General features: G+C 52.7%; 18 protein-coding genes and 1 tRNA gene. 4 read left to right on the plus strand and 15 right to left on the minus strand.

The annotated features are described in order from the left end of the window. Positions 1–14: 14 nt before the first annotated feature. The 3 genes from AC128V_RS01645 to AC128V_RS01655 all read left to right on the plus strand — a co-directional run bounded on the left by AC128V_RS01645 (position 15) and on the right by AC128V_RS01655 (position 4,294). Positions 15–722: an SOS response-associated peptidase gene (locus AC128V_RS01645; protein ID WP_482762943.1), complete on the plus strand. Its 708-nt coding sequence runs from the start codon at positions 15–17 to the stop codon at positions 720–722. A 78-nt stretch (positions 723–800) separates the two neighbouring features. Further along, a complete protein-coding gene (locus AC128V_RS01650; protein WP_482762944.1) occupies positions 801–1,088 on the plus strand; it encodes a hypothetical protein in 288 nt (95 codons plus the stop codon). Then, on the plus strand, positions 1,085–4,294 hold the full coding sequence (locus AC128V_RS01655; RefSeq protein ID WP_482762945.1) for a DNA polymerase III subunit alpha: 3,210 nt from the start codon (positions 1,085–1,087) through the stop codon (positions 4,292–4,294). The genes AC128V_RS01650 and AC128V_RS01655 overlap by 4 nt, the downstream gene beginning before the upstream one ends. Here AC128V_RS01655 and AC128V_RS01660 read toward each other — a convergent pair. The 12 genes from AC128V_RS01660 to AC128V_RS01715 all read right to left on the minus strand — a co-directional run bounded on the left by AC128V_RS01660 (position 4,291) and on the right by AC128V_RS01715 (position 13,331). Beyond that, positions 4,291–5,043: a Bax inhibitor-1/YccA family protein gene (locus tag AC128V_RS01660; RefSeq protein ID WP_482762946.1), complete on the minus strand. Its 753-nt coding sequence runs from the start codon at positions 5,041–5,043 to the stop codon at positions 4,291–4,293. The two genes, AC128V_RS01655 and AC128V_RS01660, sit on opposite strands and share 4 nt — an antisense overlap. A 120-nt stretch (positions 5,044–5,163) precedes the next feature. Beyond that, a tRNA-Ala gene (locus AC128V_RS01665) sits at positions 5,164–5,239 on the minus strand. Positions 5,240–5,265: 26 nt separating this feature from the next. Next, on the minus strand, positions 5,266–5,619 hold the full coding sequence (rsfS, locus tag AC128V_RS01670) for a ribosome silencing factor (protein WP_482762947.1): 354 nt from the start codon (positions 5,617–5,619) through the stop codon (positions 5,266–5,268). Between the two features lie 3 nt (positions 5,620–5,622). Next, positions 5,623–6,396, minus strand: coding sequence for a hypothetical protein (locus AC128V_RS01675; protein ID WP_482762948.1), 774 nt, complete (start codon positions 6,394–6,396; stop codon positions 5,623–5,625). Further along, complete coding sequence (nadD, locus tag AC128V_RS01680; protein WP_482762949.1) at positions 6,393–6,986, minus strand: nicotinate-nucleotide adenylyltransferase; 594 nt, start codon at positions 6,984–6,986, stop codon at positions 6,393–6,395. Before nadD ends, AC128V_RS01675 begins: the two co-directional genes overlap by 4 nt. Before the next feature lie 6 nt (positions 6,987–6,992). Continuing rightward, a complete protein-coding gene (locus AC128V_RS01685) occupies positions 6,993–7,172 on the minus strand; it encodes a hypothetical protein (RefSeq protein ID WP_482762950.1) in 180 nt (59 codons plus the stop codon). Between the two features lie 27 nt (positions 7,173–7,199). Then, positions 7,200–8,441, minus strand: coding sequence for a glutamate-5-semialdehyde dehydrogenase (locus tag AC128V_RS01690; protein WP_482762951.1), 1,242 nt, complete (start codon positions 8,439–8,441; stop codon positions 7,200–7,202). Further along, on the minus strand, positions 8,438–9,223 hold the full coding sequence (gene proB / locus AC128V_RS01695; protein ID WP_482762952.1) for a glutamate 5-kinase: 786 nt from the start codon (positions 9,221–9,223) through the stop codon (positions 8,438–8,440). The genes AC128V_RS01690 and proB overlap by 4 nt, the downstream gene beginning before the upstream one ends. Then, positions 9,223–10,692, minus strand: coding sequence for a GTPase ObgE (gene obgE, locus AC128V_RS01700; protein ID WP_482762953.1), 1,470 nt, complete (start codon positions 10,690–10,692; stop codon positions 9,223–9,225). The genes proB and obgE overlap by 1 nt, the downstream gene beginning before the upstream one ends. 61 nt (positions 10,693–10,753) lie before the next feature. Continuing rightward, positions 10,754–11,005 carry a 50S ribosomal protein L27 gene (rpmA, locus tag AC128V_RS01705; RefSeq protein WP_482762954.1) on the minus strand — a complete coding sequence of 84 codons (252 nt, stop codon included), beginning with the start codon at positions 11,003–11,005 and terminating at the stop codon, positions 10,754–10,756. 10 nt (positions 11,006–11,015) lie between these two features. Further along, positions 11,016–11,321, minus strand: coding sequence for a 50S ribosomal protein L21 (gene rplU, locus AC128V_RS01710; RefSeq protein WP_482762960.1), 306 nt, complete (start codon positions 11,319–11,321; stop codon positions 11,016–11,018). A 102-nt stretch (positions 11,322–11,423) separates the two neighbouring features. Continuing rightward, entirely contained in the window at positions 11,424–13,331 is a 1,908-nt protein-coding gene (locus AC128V_RS01715; protein WP_482762955.1) for an Rne/Rng family ribonuclease, read from the minus strand. 137 nt (positions 13,332–13,468) lie between these two features. Between AC128V_RS01715 and AC128V_RS01720 the strand changes: the two genes are divergently transcribed. Further along, positions 13,469–14,032: a vitamin K epoxide reductase family protein gene (locus AC128V_RS01720; protein WP_482762956.1), complete on the plus strand. Its 564-nt coding sequence runs from the start codon at positions 13,469–13,471 to the stop codon at positions 14,030–14,032. Here AC128V_RS01720 and ndk read toward each other — a convergent pair. The 3 genes from ndk to AC128V_RS01735 form a co-directional block, all read right to left on the minus strand. Further along, complete coding sequence (ndk, locus tag AC128V_RS01725; RefSeq protein WP_482762957.1) at positions 14,029–14,439, minus strand: nucleoside-diphosphate kinase; 411 nt, start codon at positions 14,437–14,439, stop codon at positions 14,029–14,031. The genes AC128V_RS01720 and ndk overlap by 4 nt on opposite strands. Then, positions 14,439–14,801 (minus strand): DUF4233 domain-containing protein, encoded by a 363-nt coding sequence (locus AC128V_RS01730; protein ID WP_482762958.1) that lies wholly within the window; start codon positions 14,799–14,801, stop codon positions 14,439–14,441. The genes ndk and AC128V_RS01730 overlap by 1 nt, the downstream gene beginning before the upstream one ends. Beyond that, positions 14,791–15,447: glutamate ligase domain-containing protein (locus tag AC128V_RS01735; protein ID WP_482762959.1), on the minus strand; the 657-nt coding region annotated here is incomplete at its 5' end. The genes AC128V_RS01730 and AC128V_RS01735, both read right to left, overlap by 11 nt.

Raw genomic sequence — 15,447 nt, forward strand, 5'->3', positions numbered from 1 at the left:
GGGACTGATTAGTTATGTGCGGTCGATTTGTAATTGCAAAGACCACGGACATGATTACCGAGCTGTTTGAAATCGACGAACTAGAAACCGAATCTGATTTCAGAAGTTTCAACGTTCCCCCAACCACCCAGATCCCCATGATTGTTGAGCGTGAGATTGACGGTATGCCCTCCAGGCAGCTGCACTCGGCCCGCTGGGGACTGATTCCGAGCTGGGCCAAGGAAGTCTCAACCACGCCGCTGATAAACGCCAGAATCGAATCTGTGCTGGATAAGCCAAGCTTTCAAGAGTCAGCGCTTTCTAAGCGCTGTGCAATACCCGCCGATGGCTATTTTGAATGGCAAAGCACAGTCCCAGACAGCAAGGTTCCCTTCTTCATTTACCCAAGCGAAGGAATGCTGGCCTTCGCCGGTATCTATTCGTGGTGGCGAAACCCAGCCAAGGCTGCGGATGACCCAACCAGATGGGTATTGACCGCATCGCTTCTGACCAAAGAGTCCGCTCCAGAACTCGCTCAGATTCACAACCGCAACCCGGTGATGCTCTCCGAGGAGAACCTCAGCGCCTGGCTTGCCCCTGATTACCAGACCACCGCAGAGGTCTTGGCTGCACTCAGCGATGAATCCGATCAAGTCGCAGCAGCGCTTGAATACCATGCGGTTTCCAGTGCAGTGGGTTCGGTTCAGAACAATTCCGCAGAACTTATTGCCAGGATTAGCTAACTCATTTTGAAAATGTCGGTGCCACCAATACACTTCTAAGTATTCGAACATTTGTTCGAATTGCGAGAGGTTTGGGGAATGCGGCTAGAGGAAATTACCGGCGTGATGCTGGATTTTGATGGTGCTCCAGTTGGCTTTAACTATCAGGGTAAATCGTTCCTGGTGGCCTCCAGACCGGTCCGCTGGTATTCCAGAAGATTGTGGTGGGAAGATGCCGCTGCGGCCCCCAAAGGGGCTGGAGCTGCTCTTTTAGAGGTGGAGATGTGGCGCTTGTGGGCAGCAAGCGGAGATGCTCGCTTTTTCTTCGAGCTCAGCCACCAACAGCCAGATGATCGCTGGGAAGTAAACCAACTCAATAGCCAATGAGTTTTACCCACCTAAACGTATCTTCTGCATTCTCTGCCCACTACGGAGTCACCAGACCCGAACGCCTGGCTATTGCTGCCAAGGCCATGGGGTTTGATGCGCTTGCGGTAACCGATAGAGATGGACTGTACGGAGCCATAAAACACATAGGTGCCTGTGTTCAACTGAGCATCTCCCCGATCATCGGAGTAAACCTAAGGGTTGTGGATTTTGGCAGGGTAACCATCTTGGCCCACGGCCACGACAAAGGTATGGGTTGGGCTGGGCTGTGCCGGATCATCTCGGCTGCGCAAACCGGGCGCGGAAAGCAAAAGAATATTGCTATCGATCTAAAGACATTGGCTCAACTAAGTAGACACTGCACCATCTTGATAGGTGCAGAGAATATCGTCTCAGAGTCGGTGATTATCAATCCTGAGCTGGCAAGGCAGCGCCTTAGTGAACTGCAAAGCGAGCTTTCAACTCCTGGCCAATTGGCAATCGAGGTGGTTACTCACCTGACTCAACCCGGGGCTGCACTATCGATTGAGCACGCCAGGGCAATGTTGGAACTTAGTCGAATCAGCAAGCTGCCGAGCATATTGAGTAACGCCGTTAGGTATTTAGAGCCGGATGATGCCGTAACCGCCGATGTCCTGGATTCGGCGAGATTACTTGAGCCACTTGGGCTATTCGCACCGCAACCAAATGCTCAGGCCTGGCTTAAGCCAAAATCTGAGATGGTGAGGTTGGCTCTTGAAATAACCGAAGACCCAAAGAGCTCAATTGAGCTACTGCGAAGCACCGCGAATCTGGCAGACCGCTGTCGATTGGAACCTGAGTCTGATTGCGGTTGGGGAAAACCTAAGACTCCGGAGCAATCAGCGCTTGGGATAACCGGCAACCCGTTTGAGGTGCTGTGGCAAAAAACTCACAGTGCCATTCATTGGCGCTACCCAAATGCACCGGCTTCAAAACTGGCCGAGATTCAACACCGCTTGAGTAAAGAGCTAATTGCCGTGAACCAGCTGGGATTTGCCACCTACTTCCTGACCGTTGCGGATGTGGCTCAAATGATTCGTGACATGAGCATTCGAATTGCAGCTAGGGGTTCTGGTGCCGGCTCGCTGATCAACTACCTGCTGGGCATCTCCGGGGTTGACCCAATCAGCGAGGGATTGCTTTTTGAGAGATTCCTCTCTACCGAACGCTCTACCCTGCCGGATATCGATATCGACGTGGAGTCGGCCCGTAGGCACGATATCTACAAAGCCATATTCCGCCGCTACGGTGGCGATCGAGTGACACTGCTTTCGATGCAATCCACGTATCGAGGACGCGGTGCGGTTAGAGATTCGGGTCTTGCCCTTGGTCTTGAAGAAGACCGGATCGATGAAATCGCCAAGAACATATGGCGCTTTTCAGCACGAAGCTTTCGCGAGGCAATGGCCAATAAGCCTGAGCTCGAGCAGTTTGCCAAGCAATCAACCGAAGATCGAAAGCTGAATCTGCTGGTGGATATCACTCAGCGTTTGGACAGGCTGCCAAGGCACATCTCGATGCACCCGTGCGGGGTGATTCTAGGAAACAGCGAGCTATTGAACCTGACTCCAACCGAACCAAGCGGTGTCGGACTACCGATGAGCCAGTTCGATAAAGACGATATGGATCCAATGGGTTTTCTCAAACTCGATGTTCTCGGAGTCAGAATGCAATCAGCCATGGCATACACGATTCAGGAAATAGCCAGGGTTAGTGAAAAGGCAGTGGACCTAGATGCTGTCGATAGGGCCGATCCTGAGGTTTACAAAACCATTCGCACCACCAACACCCTGGGCATGTTCCAAATTGAATCTCCGGGTCAGCGAGAGCTCACCGGAAAGCATCAGCCAACCAAATTCAATGATCTAACTCTGCAAATTTCGCTGTTTCGCCCGGGTCCGATGAAGGGCAACATGATTTCGCCATACCTCGATGGCAGACATGGTTTTCGTGAGCCGGATTACATTCACCCAGATCTCAAGCCGATCCTGGAGGAAAGCTACGGGGTGGTGGTATTCCACGAGCAGCTGATGCGAATCATGCAGGTTATGACCGGCTGCACACTGGCTCGTGCCGATGAACATCGCAGGCAATTGGCCAAGCCAGATAGGTCCGTGAAGATTGGTGAGTACTTCAAGAAATCGGCTGCCGCCAGGGGCTACTCCAAAGAGGTCATCGAACGCGTTTGGTCCATCATCGAAGGCTTTGGTTCGTTTGGGTTCTGCAAGGCCCACGGTGCCGCCTTTGCACTGCCGACCTACCAGTCGGCTTGGCTCAAGACTCATCACCCCACCGAGTTCATAGCGGGCCTACTCACCCACGACCCAGGCATGTATCCCAGAAGGTTACTGCTGGCAGAAGCCAGAAGGCTCGGGGTAAAGCTGCTGCCAATAGATGTGAACTACTCAACCGATGAATATCGAGTCGAGCGAATCGGTGAGCAGATTGGCGTCAGGATGGCGCTGTCCGACATAGCCGGCATATCGAAGCCGGAGCTTGAGCGCATCAAGACCCAGCAGCCCTTTGTGAACCTTGGCGACTTCTACCTAAGGGCTAGACCGTCGAGACGAACCCTGAGCCGCCTAGCTCTAATTGGTGCCCTCGATACCCTTGCCAAGATCACGCCGCAAACCGACAGTAATCGAGGTGACCTGATGGTTCGAATAAGGCAGCTAAGCGCCAAGGCAGCCCCGAAGCTAGATCTGAACCAGATGGCATTTGATTTTGATGCCGAAGCACCGCTTGGCAAAGGTGGTCATAAGCCAAGCAGGCAGGAACAAATCGAGCAGGAGTTATCCATCACCGGAATGGAAATATCCGGTCACCAGATCGAACAGTTCCAGCAGATGCTCGATGAGATGGGCGTGGTGCGAGCTAGCGAACTTATTTCACTTCGCAGTAACACCGAGGTGCTGATTGCTGGAGTGAGAATAGCAACCCAATCTCCCCCAATGCGCAGCGGAAAGCGCGTGGTATTTATCAGCCTGGACGATGGTTCTGGCTGCGCCGATGCTACTTTCTTTGACGAATCTCAGCGCCGAGCAAGCCAAGTGCTATTTCAAAACAAATTGCTCCTGATATCAGGAAAGACCCGCCGCACCGGAGTGCGAGGGGTCTCGGTCCTGGCTGAGAGTGCCTGGGATCTGCGACAGCTTTGGTCGCAGTGGCAATCAAAAGCTAGTTAGTCGTTGCTGTTGAAGATGGCCAGCATCCTAAGGATCTCAACGTATAGCCAGATAAGGGTTGCGGTAAGGCCAAAGGCCGCTCGCCATTCCATTTCCTGAGGCAAGCGCTGTGCAACACCCTCGCGGATGGCTTCAAAGTCAAGGTTCAGGGTGAAGGCAGCGAGGCCAACACCGACCAGAGCAATAAGCCAGCCAAATGGTGAGGAGTAAACGCTCATACCGGCAAACATTGCAAAACCGAAGTTGACCAAAGCAAATACGCCATAGCCGATTAGCGAGAACATCATGATGCGAGTAAAGCGAGCATCAACCTTCACCCAACCAAAACGGTAGGCAGCAAACATCGCACCCGCGGTTGCCAAGGTTCCAAGCACTGCGGTCTGCGCAATACCCGGGAACATTCCTTCAAAAAACATTGAAAGCCCACCGATGAAGACACCCTGAGCTGCCGCATAGGCAATCATTACGCCCGGGCGAACCTTCTTACCGAAAGTTGCCCAAAGTCCAAGACCTAGACCAACCAACATCGCTGGAATGAGAAGGCCTCTTAGGTCAAACATCCAAGTTGCACCGGCTGCGATAGCAACCACAGCGAACATTCCCAAAACCTTGGCTGCAGTGCCCTCAATCGTCATTGGGGTGCCGGTAAGGCGGGAAAACTCTGAATCAACCTGCTGCTGGTCAAGCTGTGCATTTAGCGCACCAGTTTGCATGGCTCGGTTGAAAATAGGGTTGTGAGAGATGGCCAACCTGGATCCTTTCGTAAAGATGTTTGTGAGAGCATAAGCGAGAAATCTGGAAATTTGCTGGAAGTTATACCGACTAAAGCTCGTAGAAATAGAAAAGCCCGCCTAAGCGGGCTAATTCTTTGGTGGACCTGAGGGGATTTGAACCCCTGACCCCCTGCATGCCATGCAGGTGCGCTACCAGCTGCGCCACAGGCCCATGAACCCGATAAGTCTACACAACTATTACTTGATTGGCACAACTGGGCAGTCTCGCCAGAGCCTCTCGAGAGAGTAGTACTCGCGCTCTTGTTCGTGCATGATGTGGACAACTAAGTCGCCAAAATCAAGCAGGATCCAGCGGCCGGTTTGTCTACCTTCACGAAAGCGGGTCTTGACTCCAGCCTTGAGCATTTCATCCTCAACGTTGTCAGATATTGCCTGCACCTGGCGCTCGTTATTAGCCGATGCGATGAGGAAGATTTCAGCTAGAGCAAAAGGCTCTGATACGTCAAGGGCTACTAGGTCTTCACCTAGTTTGTCGGATGCTGCAGTTGCTGCAATTTGAAGCTGTGCAATTGTTTCTTTGGTTGCGGACAAGTATTACGCTCCTAGCGCGTTCAAGATTGTGATGGTAGCAAGGATTGCTGCCACGGCCATGATGACTCCAGCAACACCCATAGCCCAGGGACGCCACCATCCCTTGCGAAGCACCGATTTCGGAACAACGCCAACGTTTACTCGAGAGTTGATGATATCCAGCGCTGAGACCGGCTCCACGATAGAAATCACACCGGTCACGGCATCCTGACGATCCGCATTGTCAAGCTCAAGGCCATCCAAACCTGCGGTCATAGATCCGGTATTTGGGTCGGTCAAAACTGTTATTGATCCGGTGATTGCAATCTCGCCGGTTTCGATAGGTAGCGCGATTGCCTCCGGAGCAACGTCCAAAACAATCGACTGCGTACTTGGCTCGGCAAGCAAGTTGGTTCCGGTGAAATCTGCTGGTGGAAGATCCAATGCGCTGAAATCTGAAACTACGATCTGTTCAAGTTCGGCAGAAGCAATTTCTTTATCTTCAACCTCGACATCGGGAAGCGTAATCGCGACAGGGTCAGTCGCCGGCTTCGAAACCTCTGGTCGAGGCTGGACCACCGAAGACTTGCCCCGGCGTTCCAACTCCCTGAGCTCGCGACGGGTCAGGCTAACTGGAGAAGAAGCAACCGACTCGCTCCTCACCTCTTGGATTACTTCAGCCGCCAAATCGGGCTCTTCAAAAATCTCTTGAATTGGTTCGGGTTCCATAACCTGCGCAGGCACCTGGCCCGAGCGCTCTAGCTCCCTGAGCTGTCTGCGCGTTAGTTGCTCGGTCACTTTTCACCTCGGTAAAGCTTGTGCTTAGCAATGTATTGAACTACACCGTCTGGAACCAGATACCAAACCGGTTTTCCATCGCTTAGTCGGTCTCTAACGTCTGAAGATGAAATTGCTAGTGCTGGAACTTCAAGCAGTGACATCGAAGCCTCTGGGACTTCTGGCAACTGAAGCTTGTGGCCGGGCCTGGTCACACCGATAAAGGTTGCCAGTGGCCATAGCTTGTCGATGTCTTTCCAAACCAAAATCTGTGCAATTGCATCCGCACCGGAGATAAAGAACAGATCTGCATCCGGTCGTTCGTTAGAAATCTGAGTCAAGGTGTCAACTGTGTAATTGATTCCTGGGCGATCAATTTCAACTCGAGACACGGTGAATCTAGGGTTTGCTGCGGTTGCAATTACGGTCATCAGATAGCGGTGCTCGGCGGACATGACCGGGTTCTTGTGCCAGGGTTCGCCGGTTGGCACGAAGATAACCTCGTCTAACGCGAATGCATCCGCTACTTCACTGGCGGCAACTAGGTGGCCATTGTGGATTGGGTCGAAGGTTCCGCCCATTACCCCAATGCGTGGCCGCTTGTTGGTCATGAGGTTTTAGTGGTGCGCCTGCTGCGAGGAGGTCTTGTGTTCGTGACGGTTCGCAACGTTGCGATAAGACCAAGTGACTCCGGCTAGAGCAAGAAATACGGCCATGCCGATTACTCCATAGAAAAATGCCGGGATGGGAAGTTCGGTGTGGTGCACCGCGGTTTCGCTGGCAAGAATTGAAAGCAAGATATCTCCTTTTGCGTACTTGTAAGTTTAGTCTCGGACTTGGCCGTTGCCGCGAACCAACCACTTAGAACTGGTCAACTCGCGAAGGCCCATTGGCCCTCTGGCGTGAAGCTTCTGAGTAGAAATTCCAACCTCAGCGCCAAATCCAAACTCACTACCATCGGTGAATCTGGTCGAAGCATTCACCATAACCACCGCGGCATCCACTTCCTGAAGAAAGCGCTCCGCGTTGGATTGGTCTTCGGTGATGATCGACTCGGTGTGGCGGGTTGAATATTTCGCAATGTGGGCTAGTGCCTGGTCCAGATCCGCTACAACCTTGACCGAGAGATCAAGGCTGTAATACTCGGTGGACCAATCGGCATCAGTTGCTGCCACACCTGAAACCAGTTTGAGAGTCTTCTCGCAACCGTGAATTGTGACACCCTTAGCCTCTAGTTCAGCTGCAATTTTTGGCAGCGCACTTGCGGCGATGGACTCGTGCACCAACAAGGTCTCTAGGGCATTACAGACCGAAGGTCGCTGCACCTTAGAGTTCACAATCATCGGAAGGGCTTTGGTCATATCCGCAGACTCGTCGATAAACATGTGAACCACACCATCGCCAGTTTCAATCACTGGAACCTTGGACTCGGTTACCACGGTTTGAATTAGCTGGGCCGAACCACGAGGAATCAATACATCGATAAAGCCGCGTGCCTGCATCATCTCGACCGCACCTTCGCGACCAAATGGATCAACGGTCTGGACAGCATCCGATGGCAATCCGGCAGTTCGAAGGCCGGACTGAATCAACTCAACTAGCACTCGGTTGGTGTTCTCGGCAGCACTTCCACCTCTGAGCACAACAGCGTTTCCGCTTTTTAGGGCCAGTGCTGCGATGTCAACGGTGACATTGGGTCTTGCCTCATAGATAACTCCGACGACGCCGAATGGCACCCTGACCTGCTGCAACTTCAAACCATTTGGAAGAGTCATACCTTCGAGATTCTGCCCAATTGGGTCTGGAAGATTTATCACCAGGCGCAGAGCAGCAGCTAGCGACGCAATGCGATTCGCATCTAGCTTTAGGCGATCTTGTAACCCAACAGAAACTGCATTTTCCTGAGCGCTCTTTAGGTCAAGTGAGTTGGCCGCCAAAATGTGAGGGATGTTGTTTTCAAGCTCAAGCGCAATCTGCTCCAGAGCCGAATTCTTTAGGTTGGTGTTGGCACGCGCCAAGGCGGAACTAGCTGCCTTTGCCGCATGAAACAACTGAACAACACTCATTTCGCAATCCTATCCGCAGGCTCAAACCAAGTGTTTCGGCAGTCTGCAGTGTCAATCAATGCGATATTTGCCGTGCTGGTGAGTATTACCCCTACTCCCCCAGCCGTAGCGAGTTGAGCTGCAGCTAGCTTGGTTAGCGCGCCGCCGGTACCGTAGCCAGTTGAGGTTCCGGAAACTTCTAGCGCGCTTAGGTCCTGCCCAAAAGTTACAACAGCAATCGGCTGCGCTCCCGGCTCGGTTGGTGGTTTGGTGTACAAGGCGTCGATGTCGCTAAAAAGAATGAGCAGGTCCGCTCCAGCCAATAGCGCTACCCTGGCGGCCAACTGGTCGTTGTCACCAAAGCGAATTTCCTGGGTGGCCACCGAGTCGTTCTCATTAATGATTGGAATCACGCCGATTTCCAAAAGCCGCTCGAGGGCTCGCATGGCGTTCTCGCCGGTTGATTCCTGATCGAGATTATCCACCGTGAGCAGCATCTGCCCAGGCAATAGGTCATACCTTGCAAGGCTTCGCTCGTAGCGACCCATGAGCTTTGCCTGACCAATACTTGCCAGTGCTTGAGAGGTTGCCAAGTCTTCGGAGCGAACCGTCAAACCGATGATTGGCATCGCAGTGGCAATGGCACCGGAAGATACCAGGACCACATCCTTGCCAAGTTTTTGCAAACGAACCAAGAAGTCGACCAATAAGTCAAGATTTGACTCATTTGACCCGGTAATTGAGCTTGAGCCAACCTTGACTACAACGCGCTTGGAAGCCTGAATTCGCTCAAAAGTCTGCATTACTCTTCATCCTCCGAGAACACACTTGCCTCTCGAACCGCCTCACGCTCCGCGCGACCTTGAGATCGCTGGTCCATCATCTGGTGATACTCCTGGCGACGATCCTGGTTGGTTCTGCGCTCATCATTGACCAATTCTGCAACCGAGTCAACCAATGGGTCCCAGTCGAATACGACACCGTTTTGCTCTCCAATAATCACAGTGGAGCCGCGCTTAGCGCCCTTCTTGTAAAGCTCGTCCTCAATGCCAATCTTCTGCAAACGCTCTCCGAGGAAACCAACCGCATCCTGATTGCTGAAATCCGTCTGCGCAACCCAACGCTCAGGCTTCGGGCCAACGATGCGGTAGATGATGTTCTCGCCCTGAGATTCGGTGCGAATCTCATATTTTGAATCGTCTTTCTTAGGTGGCAGTAGCGAAATTCGCTTTGCAATTTGCACAGTCTGGCTCTTACGCTCCTCGGTGACCAACTGCCCAAGAGCAAAATTCAGCTCTCTGAGCCCCTGGTTGGTGGCGCTAGAAATCAAATAGACCGGGTAGCCCCTGGCTTCGAACTCCGCCTTTACAAACTCCGCAAGCTCTAGAGCATCTGGAATATCAATTTTGTTTAGCGCGACTATCTGAGGACGCTCGATCAATGGCGTTTGACCCTCAGGCACTTGGTAGGCGGCCAGCTCAGCCAGAATCACATCTAGGTCGCTGATTGGATCGCGACCTGGATCCAAGGTGGCGCAGTCGATAACGTGCAGCAAAGCACTGCAGCGCTCAACATGGCGCAAGAACTCAAGCCCCAGCCCCTTGCCCTGGCTTGCACCCTCAATCAGTCCAGGAACGTCGGCAATTGTGTAGCGCATTTCGCCGGCCTGAACCACACCGAGGTTTGGATGCAGTGTGGTGAATGGGTAATCTGCAATCTTTGGTCGAGCAGCGCTCACTGCTGCAATAAGTGAGGACTTTCCTGCGGATGGAAACCCAACCAGGGCCACATCCGCAACGGTTTTGAGCTCGAGAATTACATCGCCAGCCCAGCCCGGCACTCCAAGCAGGTGGAAATTTGGCGCGATACGCATGCGGTTGGCAAGCGTCATGTTCCCAAGGCCACCCTGGCCACCTTCGGCAACCAAAAGTTCCATACCTGGCTCTGAAAGATCGGCAAGAATCTTGCCATTTGCATCCTTCACTACTGTGCCAACTGGAACCGGAAGCGTTAGGTCCTCACCTTTGGAACCGTTGCGGTAATCACCAGCACCTGAGCCACCTGAGGTAGCAACCCTGTGAGGGCGGTGGTGGTATTCCAGCAGGGTTGTGACGTTATTGTCGGTCACCAAGGTGATTGAGCCACCATCGCCACCGTCAGCACCATCAGGACCTGCCAGCGGCTTAAACTTCTCGCGCTTGACCGATGTGCAACCGTCGCCGCCGTTTCCAGCGCGCAAATGGAGAGTTACCTGATCTACGAATGTAATCATGAACTGCTCCTAATACAGAAAGAGGCGGACCTCATGGCCCGCCTCCCTATTGAAAAACTAGTTACTGGGTAACGATGTTTACAACGCGGCGGCCAGCCTTTGAGCCAAACTCAACAGAGCCTGCAGCTAGTGCGAACAAGGTGTCATCCTTGCCACGACCAACGTTTACGCCCGGGTGGAAGTGAGTTCCACGCTGACGAACCAAAATTTCACCGGCGTTTACAGCCTGACCATCGTGGCGCTTTACGCCTAGACGCTGGGCGTTTGAGTCACGACCGTTGCGGGTGGAGCTAACTCCCTTTTTGGATGCCATTTCTACCTACTTACTTGATCTCGGTGACCTGGACACGGGTTAGGTCCTGGCGGTGGCCCTGACGCTTCTTGTAACCGGTCTTGTTCTTGTACTTCTGAATAATGATCTTTGGACCGCGTAGCTGGTCTAGAACTTCGGCTACAACCTTTACCTTGGCTAGGGCAGCAGCGTCAGTTACGACCTTGTCGCCATCAACAAGCAAAAGTGCAGGCATCTCAATGGTGCCTGAGGTAGCGGCAATGCGGTTCATGGTAACGATGGTTCCAACTGAAACCTTCTCCTGGCGACCACCGGCGCGAACAACTGCGTAAACCACTTCGAAACCTATCTGTCTTGGAATTTGAATCTGGCCCATAACAAACCTATGGGCAACAGCGCCCCAGCCTAGCAAGAAACCTAAGTGGGGTCAACCTCATTCCTAGCTATTTTCGGACGAATCCAAACTCTCTGGAGCACGGGTTGCACTTGTTACTCTGCGACGCTTTGGCTTCTGGGTGACTTCTGGTTCTGGAAGCGAATCCAAAACCGCATTCAGCATCTCTGTCTTACCTTCAGGAGCCTTAGCTTCCTCGCTCTGGGCAGCCTGAGCGATCTGATTCACCACGTTCTTGAAGGCATCCGCCTGTTCGGCGGTGACAACCTTTTTGACAACCTCAGTCTTTTCTTTGCCCTTTTGCTTGCCCTTTTGCTTGGAATTGGACTGCTCTGGCATCTTGAATCTCGGCTCACTGTGGATCACAACACCGCGACCAGCGCAGCAGTCACAGGTCTCGCCGAAGGTCTCCAGAAGGCCAACGCCGATTTTCTTGCGAGTCATCTGCACAAGACCCAGGGAGGTAACCTCACCTACCTGGTTCTTGGTGCGGTCACGGCTTAGGCACTCAAGCAGGCGACGGCGAACCATCTCCTGGTTTGACTCCTGAATCATGTCAATAAAGTCGACCACGATGATGCCACCAATATCGCGCAATCGGAGCTGACGAACCAGCTCCTCAGCAGCCTCGAGGTTGTTCTTGGTAACGGTCTCTTCAAGGTTTCCACCGGATCCAATGAACTTTCCGGTGTTCACATCGACCACGGTCATAGCCTCGGTGCGATCGATCACCAATGAACCACCAGAAGGTAGGTAAACCTTGCGATCCAATGCCTTCACAATCTGGTCACCGATGCGATAGAAGTCAAAGATGTCTTCCTGCGACGTATAAGCGCTTAGGCGCTCGACAAGTTCAGGGGCAACCGAAGCAAGGTATTCGCTAATGGTTGTGAAAGCTGAGTCGCCGGAGATAACGAGTTTTTGGAAGTCTTCGTTGAACACGTCGCGGATGATCTTGACCAAAAGGTCAGGCTCGCTGTGAAGCGGCATTGGTGCTTTACCGTTTGCCACCTTCTCGTTGATGGACTCCCACTGGGCCTTTAAGCGCTCAACATCGTGGATCAACTGCTCCTCAGAAGCACCCTCGGCCGCGGTGCGAACAATCACACCGGCATCTTCTGGAAGTGCGTGCTTCAGAATTTGCTTTAGACGCTGGCGTTCGCCCTCTGGAAGCTTGCGAGAAATACCAGACATGTTTCCACCCGGCACATAAACCAAGAAGCGACCTGGGAGCGAAACCTGTGAGGTCAAACGCGCACCCTTTTGTCCAACCGGATCCTTAGTCACCTGAACCAAGACCTGGTCACCGGACTTGAGCGCAAGCTCGATGCGACGAGGCTGGTTGCCAGTCTCCGCTGCCTCCCAGTCCACTTCACCGGAGTACAAAACCGCATTGCGACCGCGGCCAATATCAACGAAGGCTGCTTCCATAGATGGCAAAACGTTCTGGACTTTACCTAGGTAAACATTGCCGATTAGTGAGCCGCCCTGGCTTTCAGCCACGTAGTGCTCAACCAGCATGCCGTCTTCCAGAACTCCAATTTGGATTCTGTTGTCTTTTTCGCGAACCACCATGGTGCGCTCGACAGATTCACGACGAGCTAGGAATTCAGATTCAGTTACCGAAGAGCGACGTCTGCCGCCATCTCGGGAGTCTCGACGTCGTTGACGCTTTGCATCGACACGGGTTGAACCGGTCTCTTTTTCGGATTCTTCCGGCTTGGACTTTTCCTTTGGGGCCTGCTTTTCCCTAGGCGCTCTGGCCTTTGGCTGTGGCTTCTCTTCCGGCTTCTCATCCTCGGCAAGCTTTCCGCTGCGCGGATTAACCTTAGGAGTTGGCAGATCAGGTGCCTGGAAAATTAGTTGGATTGCTGCCGGCTTCGCCGGTTCTTCTTTTTTCTTAACCAATTTGAGGCCTTTTTTACAGCCTCTGGGACACACCCGGTGGGCCATTTCTCGTGACCTAGACCGCAGCCGAGATCGAATTCTAAAAGTGTCAGAAACTGAATCTGACCAAACCTTCGATGCGAGTGTGTTCACATCTAGGTTCGATTATGCCAGCAATCGCAAACAAATGCGATAATTCGGCTGTGGTATTTCCTTTAACGCTCATCATCACCGGTATCGCTGGCTGGATTGCAAGCTTCGGCTTGACCTTAGAACGACTGCACGTCATGGCAAACCCTGCCGCAACAACCGCATGTGACATCAGCCCATTCATCAGCTGCAAGTCCGTGATGCTCTCAGAGCAAGCAGCACTATTTGGATTTCCCAACCCACTAATTGGCATCGCGGCTTTTTTTGCCCCGGTACTCATTGGATTTGCGATTTTGGCGGGGGCTAAGTTCAAGGGTTGGTTCTGGAACCTATTTTTTGCTGGCACTTCCCTGGCAATGCTCTTTGTGATTTGGCTAGTGAGCCAGAGCGTTTACGTGATTGGATCACTTTGCATCTACTGCATGGTGGCCTGGACCGCCACAATCCCACTGTTCTGGACAGTCTTGGGTCATAACCTCAAAGAAGGTTTCTTTGGTGAGAAACTCAAAACCGCAGTGGTTTACGAATGGGCCTGGGTGATTGTGCTGCTGAACTATCTAGTGTTCTGCCTTTTGATCCTGGTTCAGTTCTGGGATTTCTGGCCGACGCTGTTTTAGAACCAGAGCGCAAGCTCGCGCTCAGCTGATTCAGCCGAGTCGGAACCGTGCACCAAGTTCTGCACAACCTTTGTTCCCCAGTCGCGCGATAGGTCTCCACGAATTGTCCCTGGAGCAGCAACTGTTGGGTCGGTAGCTCCGGCAATAACGCGGAATCCTTCAATTACCCGGTGTCCCTCCAGTCGAATTGCCACGATGTCACCGGAGAGCATGAACTCCATCAGTGGCTCGTAGAAGGACTTGCCCTCGTGCTCGGCATAGTGTTTGGCCAGTATTTCTCTGGATGGGGTCAGTCTTTTCAGCGCTGCAACGGTGTAACCCTTTGCCTCGCAGCGTGAAATGATTTCGCCAATTAGGTTTCTTCTAACACCGTCTGGCTTGATAAGTACCAAGGTTGCTTCTGACATCACTTTCTCCCAATCTCTACATCAAAGTAAATTCGCTTAGCGTTATCGATCGTCGAACCGGCAATAAGTGCCCAGATCCAAAGACCTGCAAGCATGACACCTATAACAAACATCCCCCACAAAAGCACGCCCGAGGCAATCAAAAGCACCTGCCACAAGCTGCCAACCCAGTAACCCCAGCGATAGCGCAACACGGCTGGAGTCAAAATCATCAAAAGAGCGATGGTCAAACCAACCGCCCAGACCAACGGGGCTTCAGCAACCTGCAAGCCAAAAGCAGCGAGGGTTGCAAAGAAAGCGACAAAAGACTCGAAGGCTAAAACGATTGACGCTAGCGTCTGCTTGGAAGACCTATTCCTCATCGTCCTCGTCCAATCTTTGCTCCTGGATGTATTTCAAAACATCACCAATTAGGTAAAGCGAACCGGTCACAAACAAGGCTGCTTTTTCCTCTGCTGCAAGCCTATTGGCTAACTTGTAGGCGGCGGTGACACTTGGTTCAACTGAAAGCACCTCAATGCCGTAGTTTTCACAAATATCTGCCAGCTCCTGAGCCGGCAAGCCTCGAGGTGATTCTGGTTGGGTGCAGATTACCTGGTCAAAACTCTTGGCCAATTCCGCAATGGTTCCGTTGAGATCCTTGTCTGCAAGCATGCCCACCAAGCCCAGGGTCTTTGGCGCATTCAAGCTGTTGTTGATCGCAGCAGTAAGCGATGCCATACCGGCTGGATTATGAGCTCCGTCCAGCACAACTAGCGGATCCTTTGAAACAACTTGCAATCTGCCAGGACTTACCGCATCTGCAAGGGCAGCCCTTAGTACTTCGTCCGCGATTGGACGCAAGCCTTCGCCCAGGAACAGCTCAACCGCCGCGATTGCGGTAGCGGCATTCTGCGCCTGGTGGAAACCAATAATTGGCATCCAAACCTGTGGGTAATCTGTCGCCAGTCCACGAACCGAGAACCGGGTTCCAAAACCATCGGCCAGCACATCGCCATATTCGAAGTC

This window comes from Aquiluna sp., from assembly GCF_965064355.1.

Bases quoted from the DNA above. Each gene is read 5' to 3' on its own strand.
- obgE (WP_482762953.1), bottom strand. From the start codon at position 10,692: ATGATTACATTCGTAGATCAGGTAACTCTCCATTTGCGCGCTGGAAAC.
- AC128V_RS01645 (WP_482762943.1), top strand. From the start codon at position 15: ATGTGCGGTCGATTTGTAATTGCAAAGACCACGGACATGATTACCGAG.
- ndk (WP_482762957.1), bottom strand. From the start codon at position 14,439: ATGTCAGAAGCAACCTTGGTACTTATCAAGCCAGACGGTGTTAGAAGA.
- AC128V_RS01730 (WP_482762958.1), bottom strand. From the start codon at position 14,801: ATGAGGAATAGGTCTTCCAAGCAGACGCTAGCGTCAATCGTTTTAGCC.
- proB (WP_482762952.1), bottom strand. From the start codon at position 9,223: ATGCAGACTTTTGAGCGAATTCAGGCTTCCAAGCGCGTTGTAGTCAAG.
- AC128V_RS01690 (WP_482762951.1), bottom strand. From the start codon at position 8,441: ATGAGTGTTGTTCAGTTGTTTCATGCGGCAAAGGCAGCTAGTTCCGCC.
- AC128V_RS01650 (WP_482762944.1), top strand. From the start codon at position 801: ATGCGGCTAGAGGAAATTACCGGCGTGATGCTGGATTTTGATGGTGCT.
- rpmA (WP_482762954.1), bottom strand. From the start codon at position 11,005: ATGGCATCCAAAAAGGGAGTTAGCTCCACCCGCAACGGTCGTGACTCA.
- nadD (WP_482762949.1), bottom strand. From the start codon at position 6,986: ATGACCAACAAGCGGCCACGCATTGGGGTAATGGGCGGAACCTTCGAC.
- AC128V_RS01655 (WP_482762945.1), top strand. From the start codon at position 1,085: ATGAGTTTTACCCACCTAAACGTATCTTCTGCATTCTCTGCCCACTAC.
- AC128V_RS01715 (WP_482762955.1), bottom strand. From the start codon at position 13,331: ATGGCCCACCGGGTGTGTCCCAGAGGCTGTAAAAAAGGCCTCAAATTG.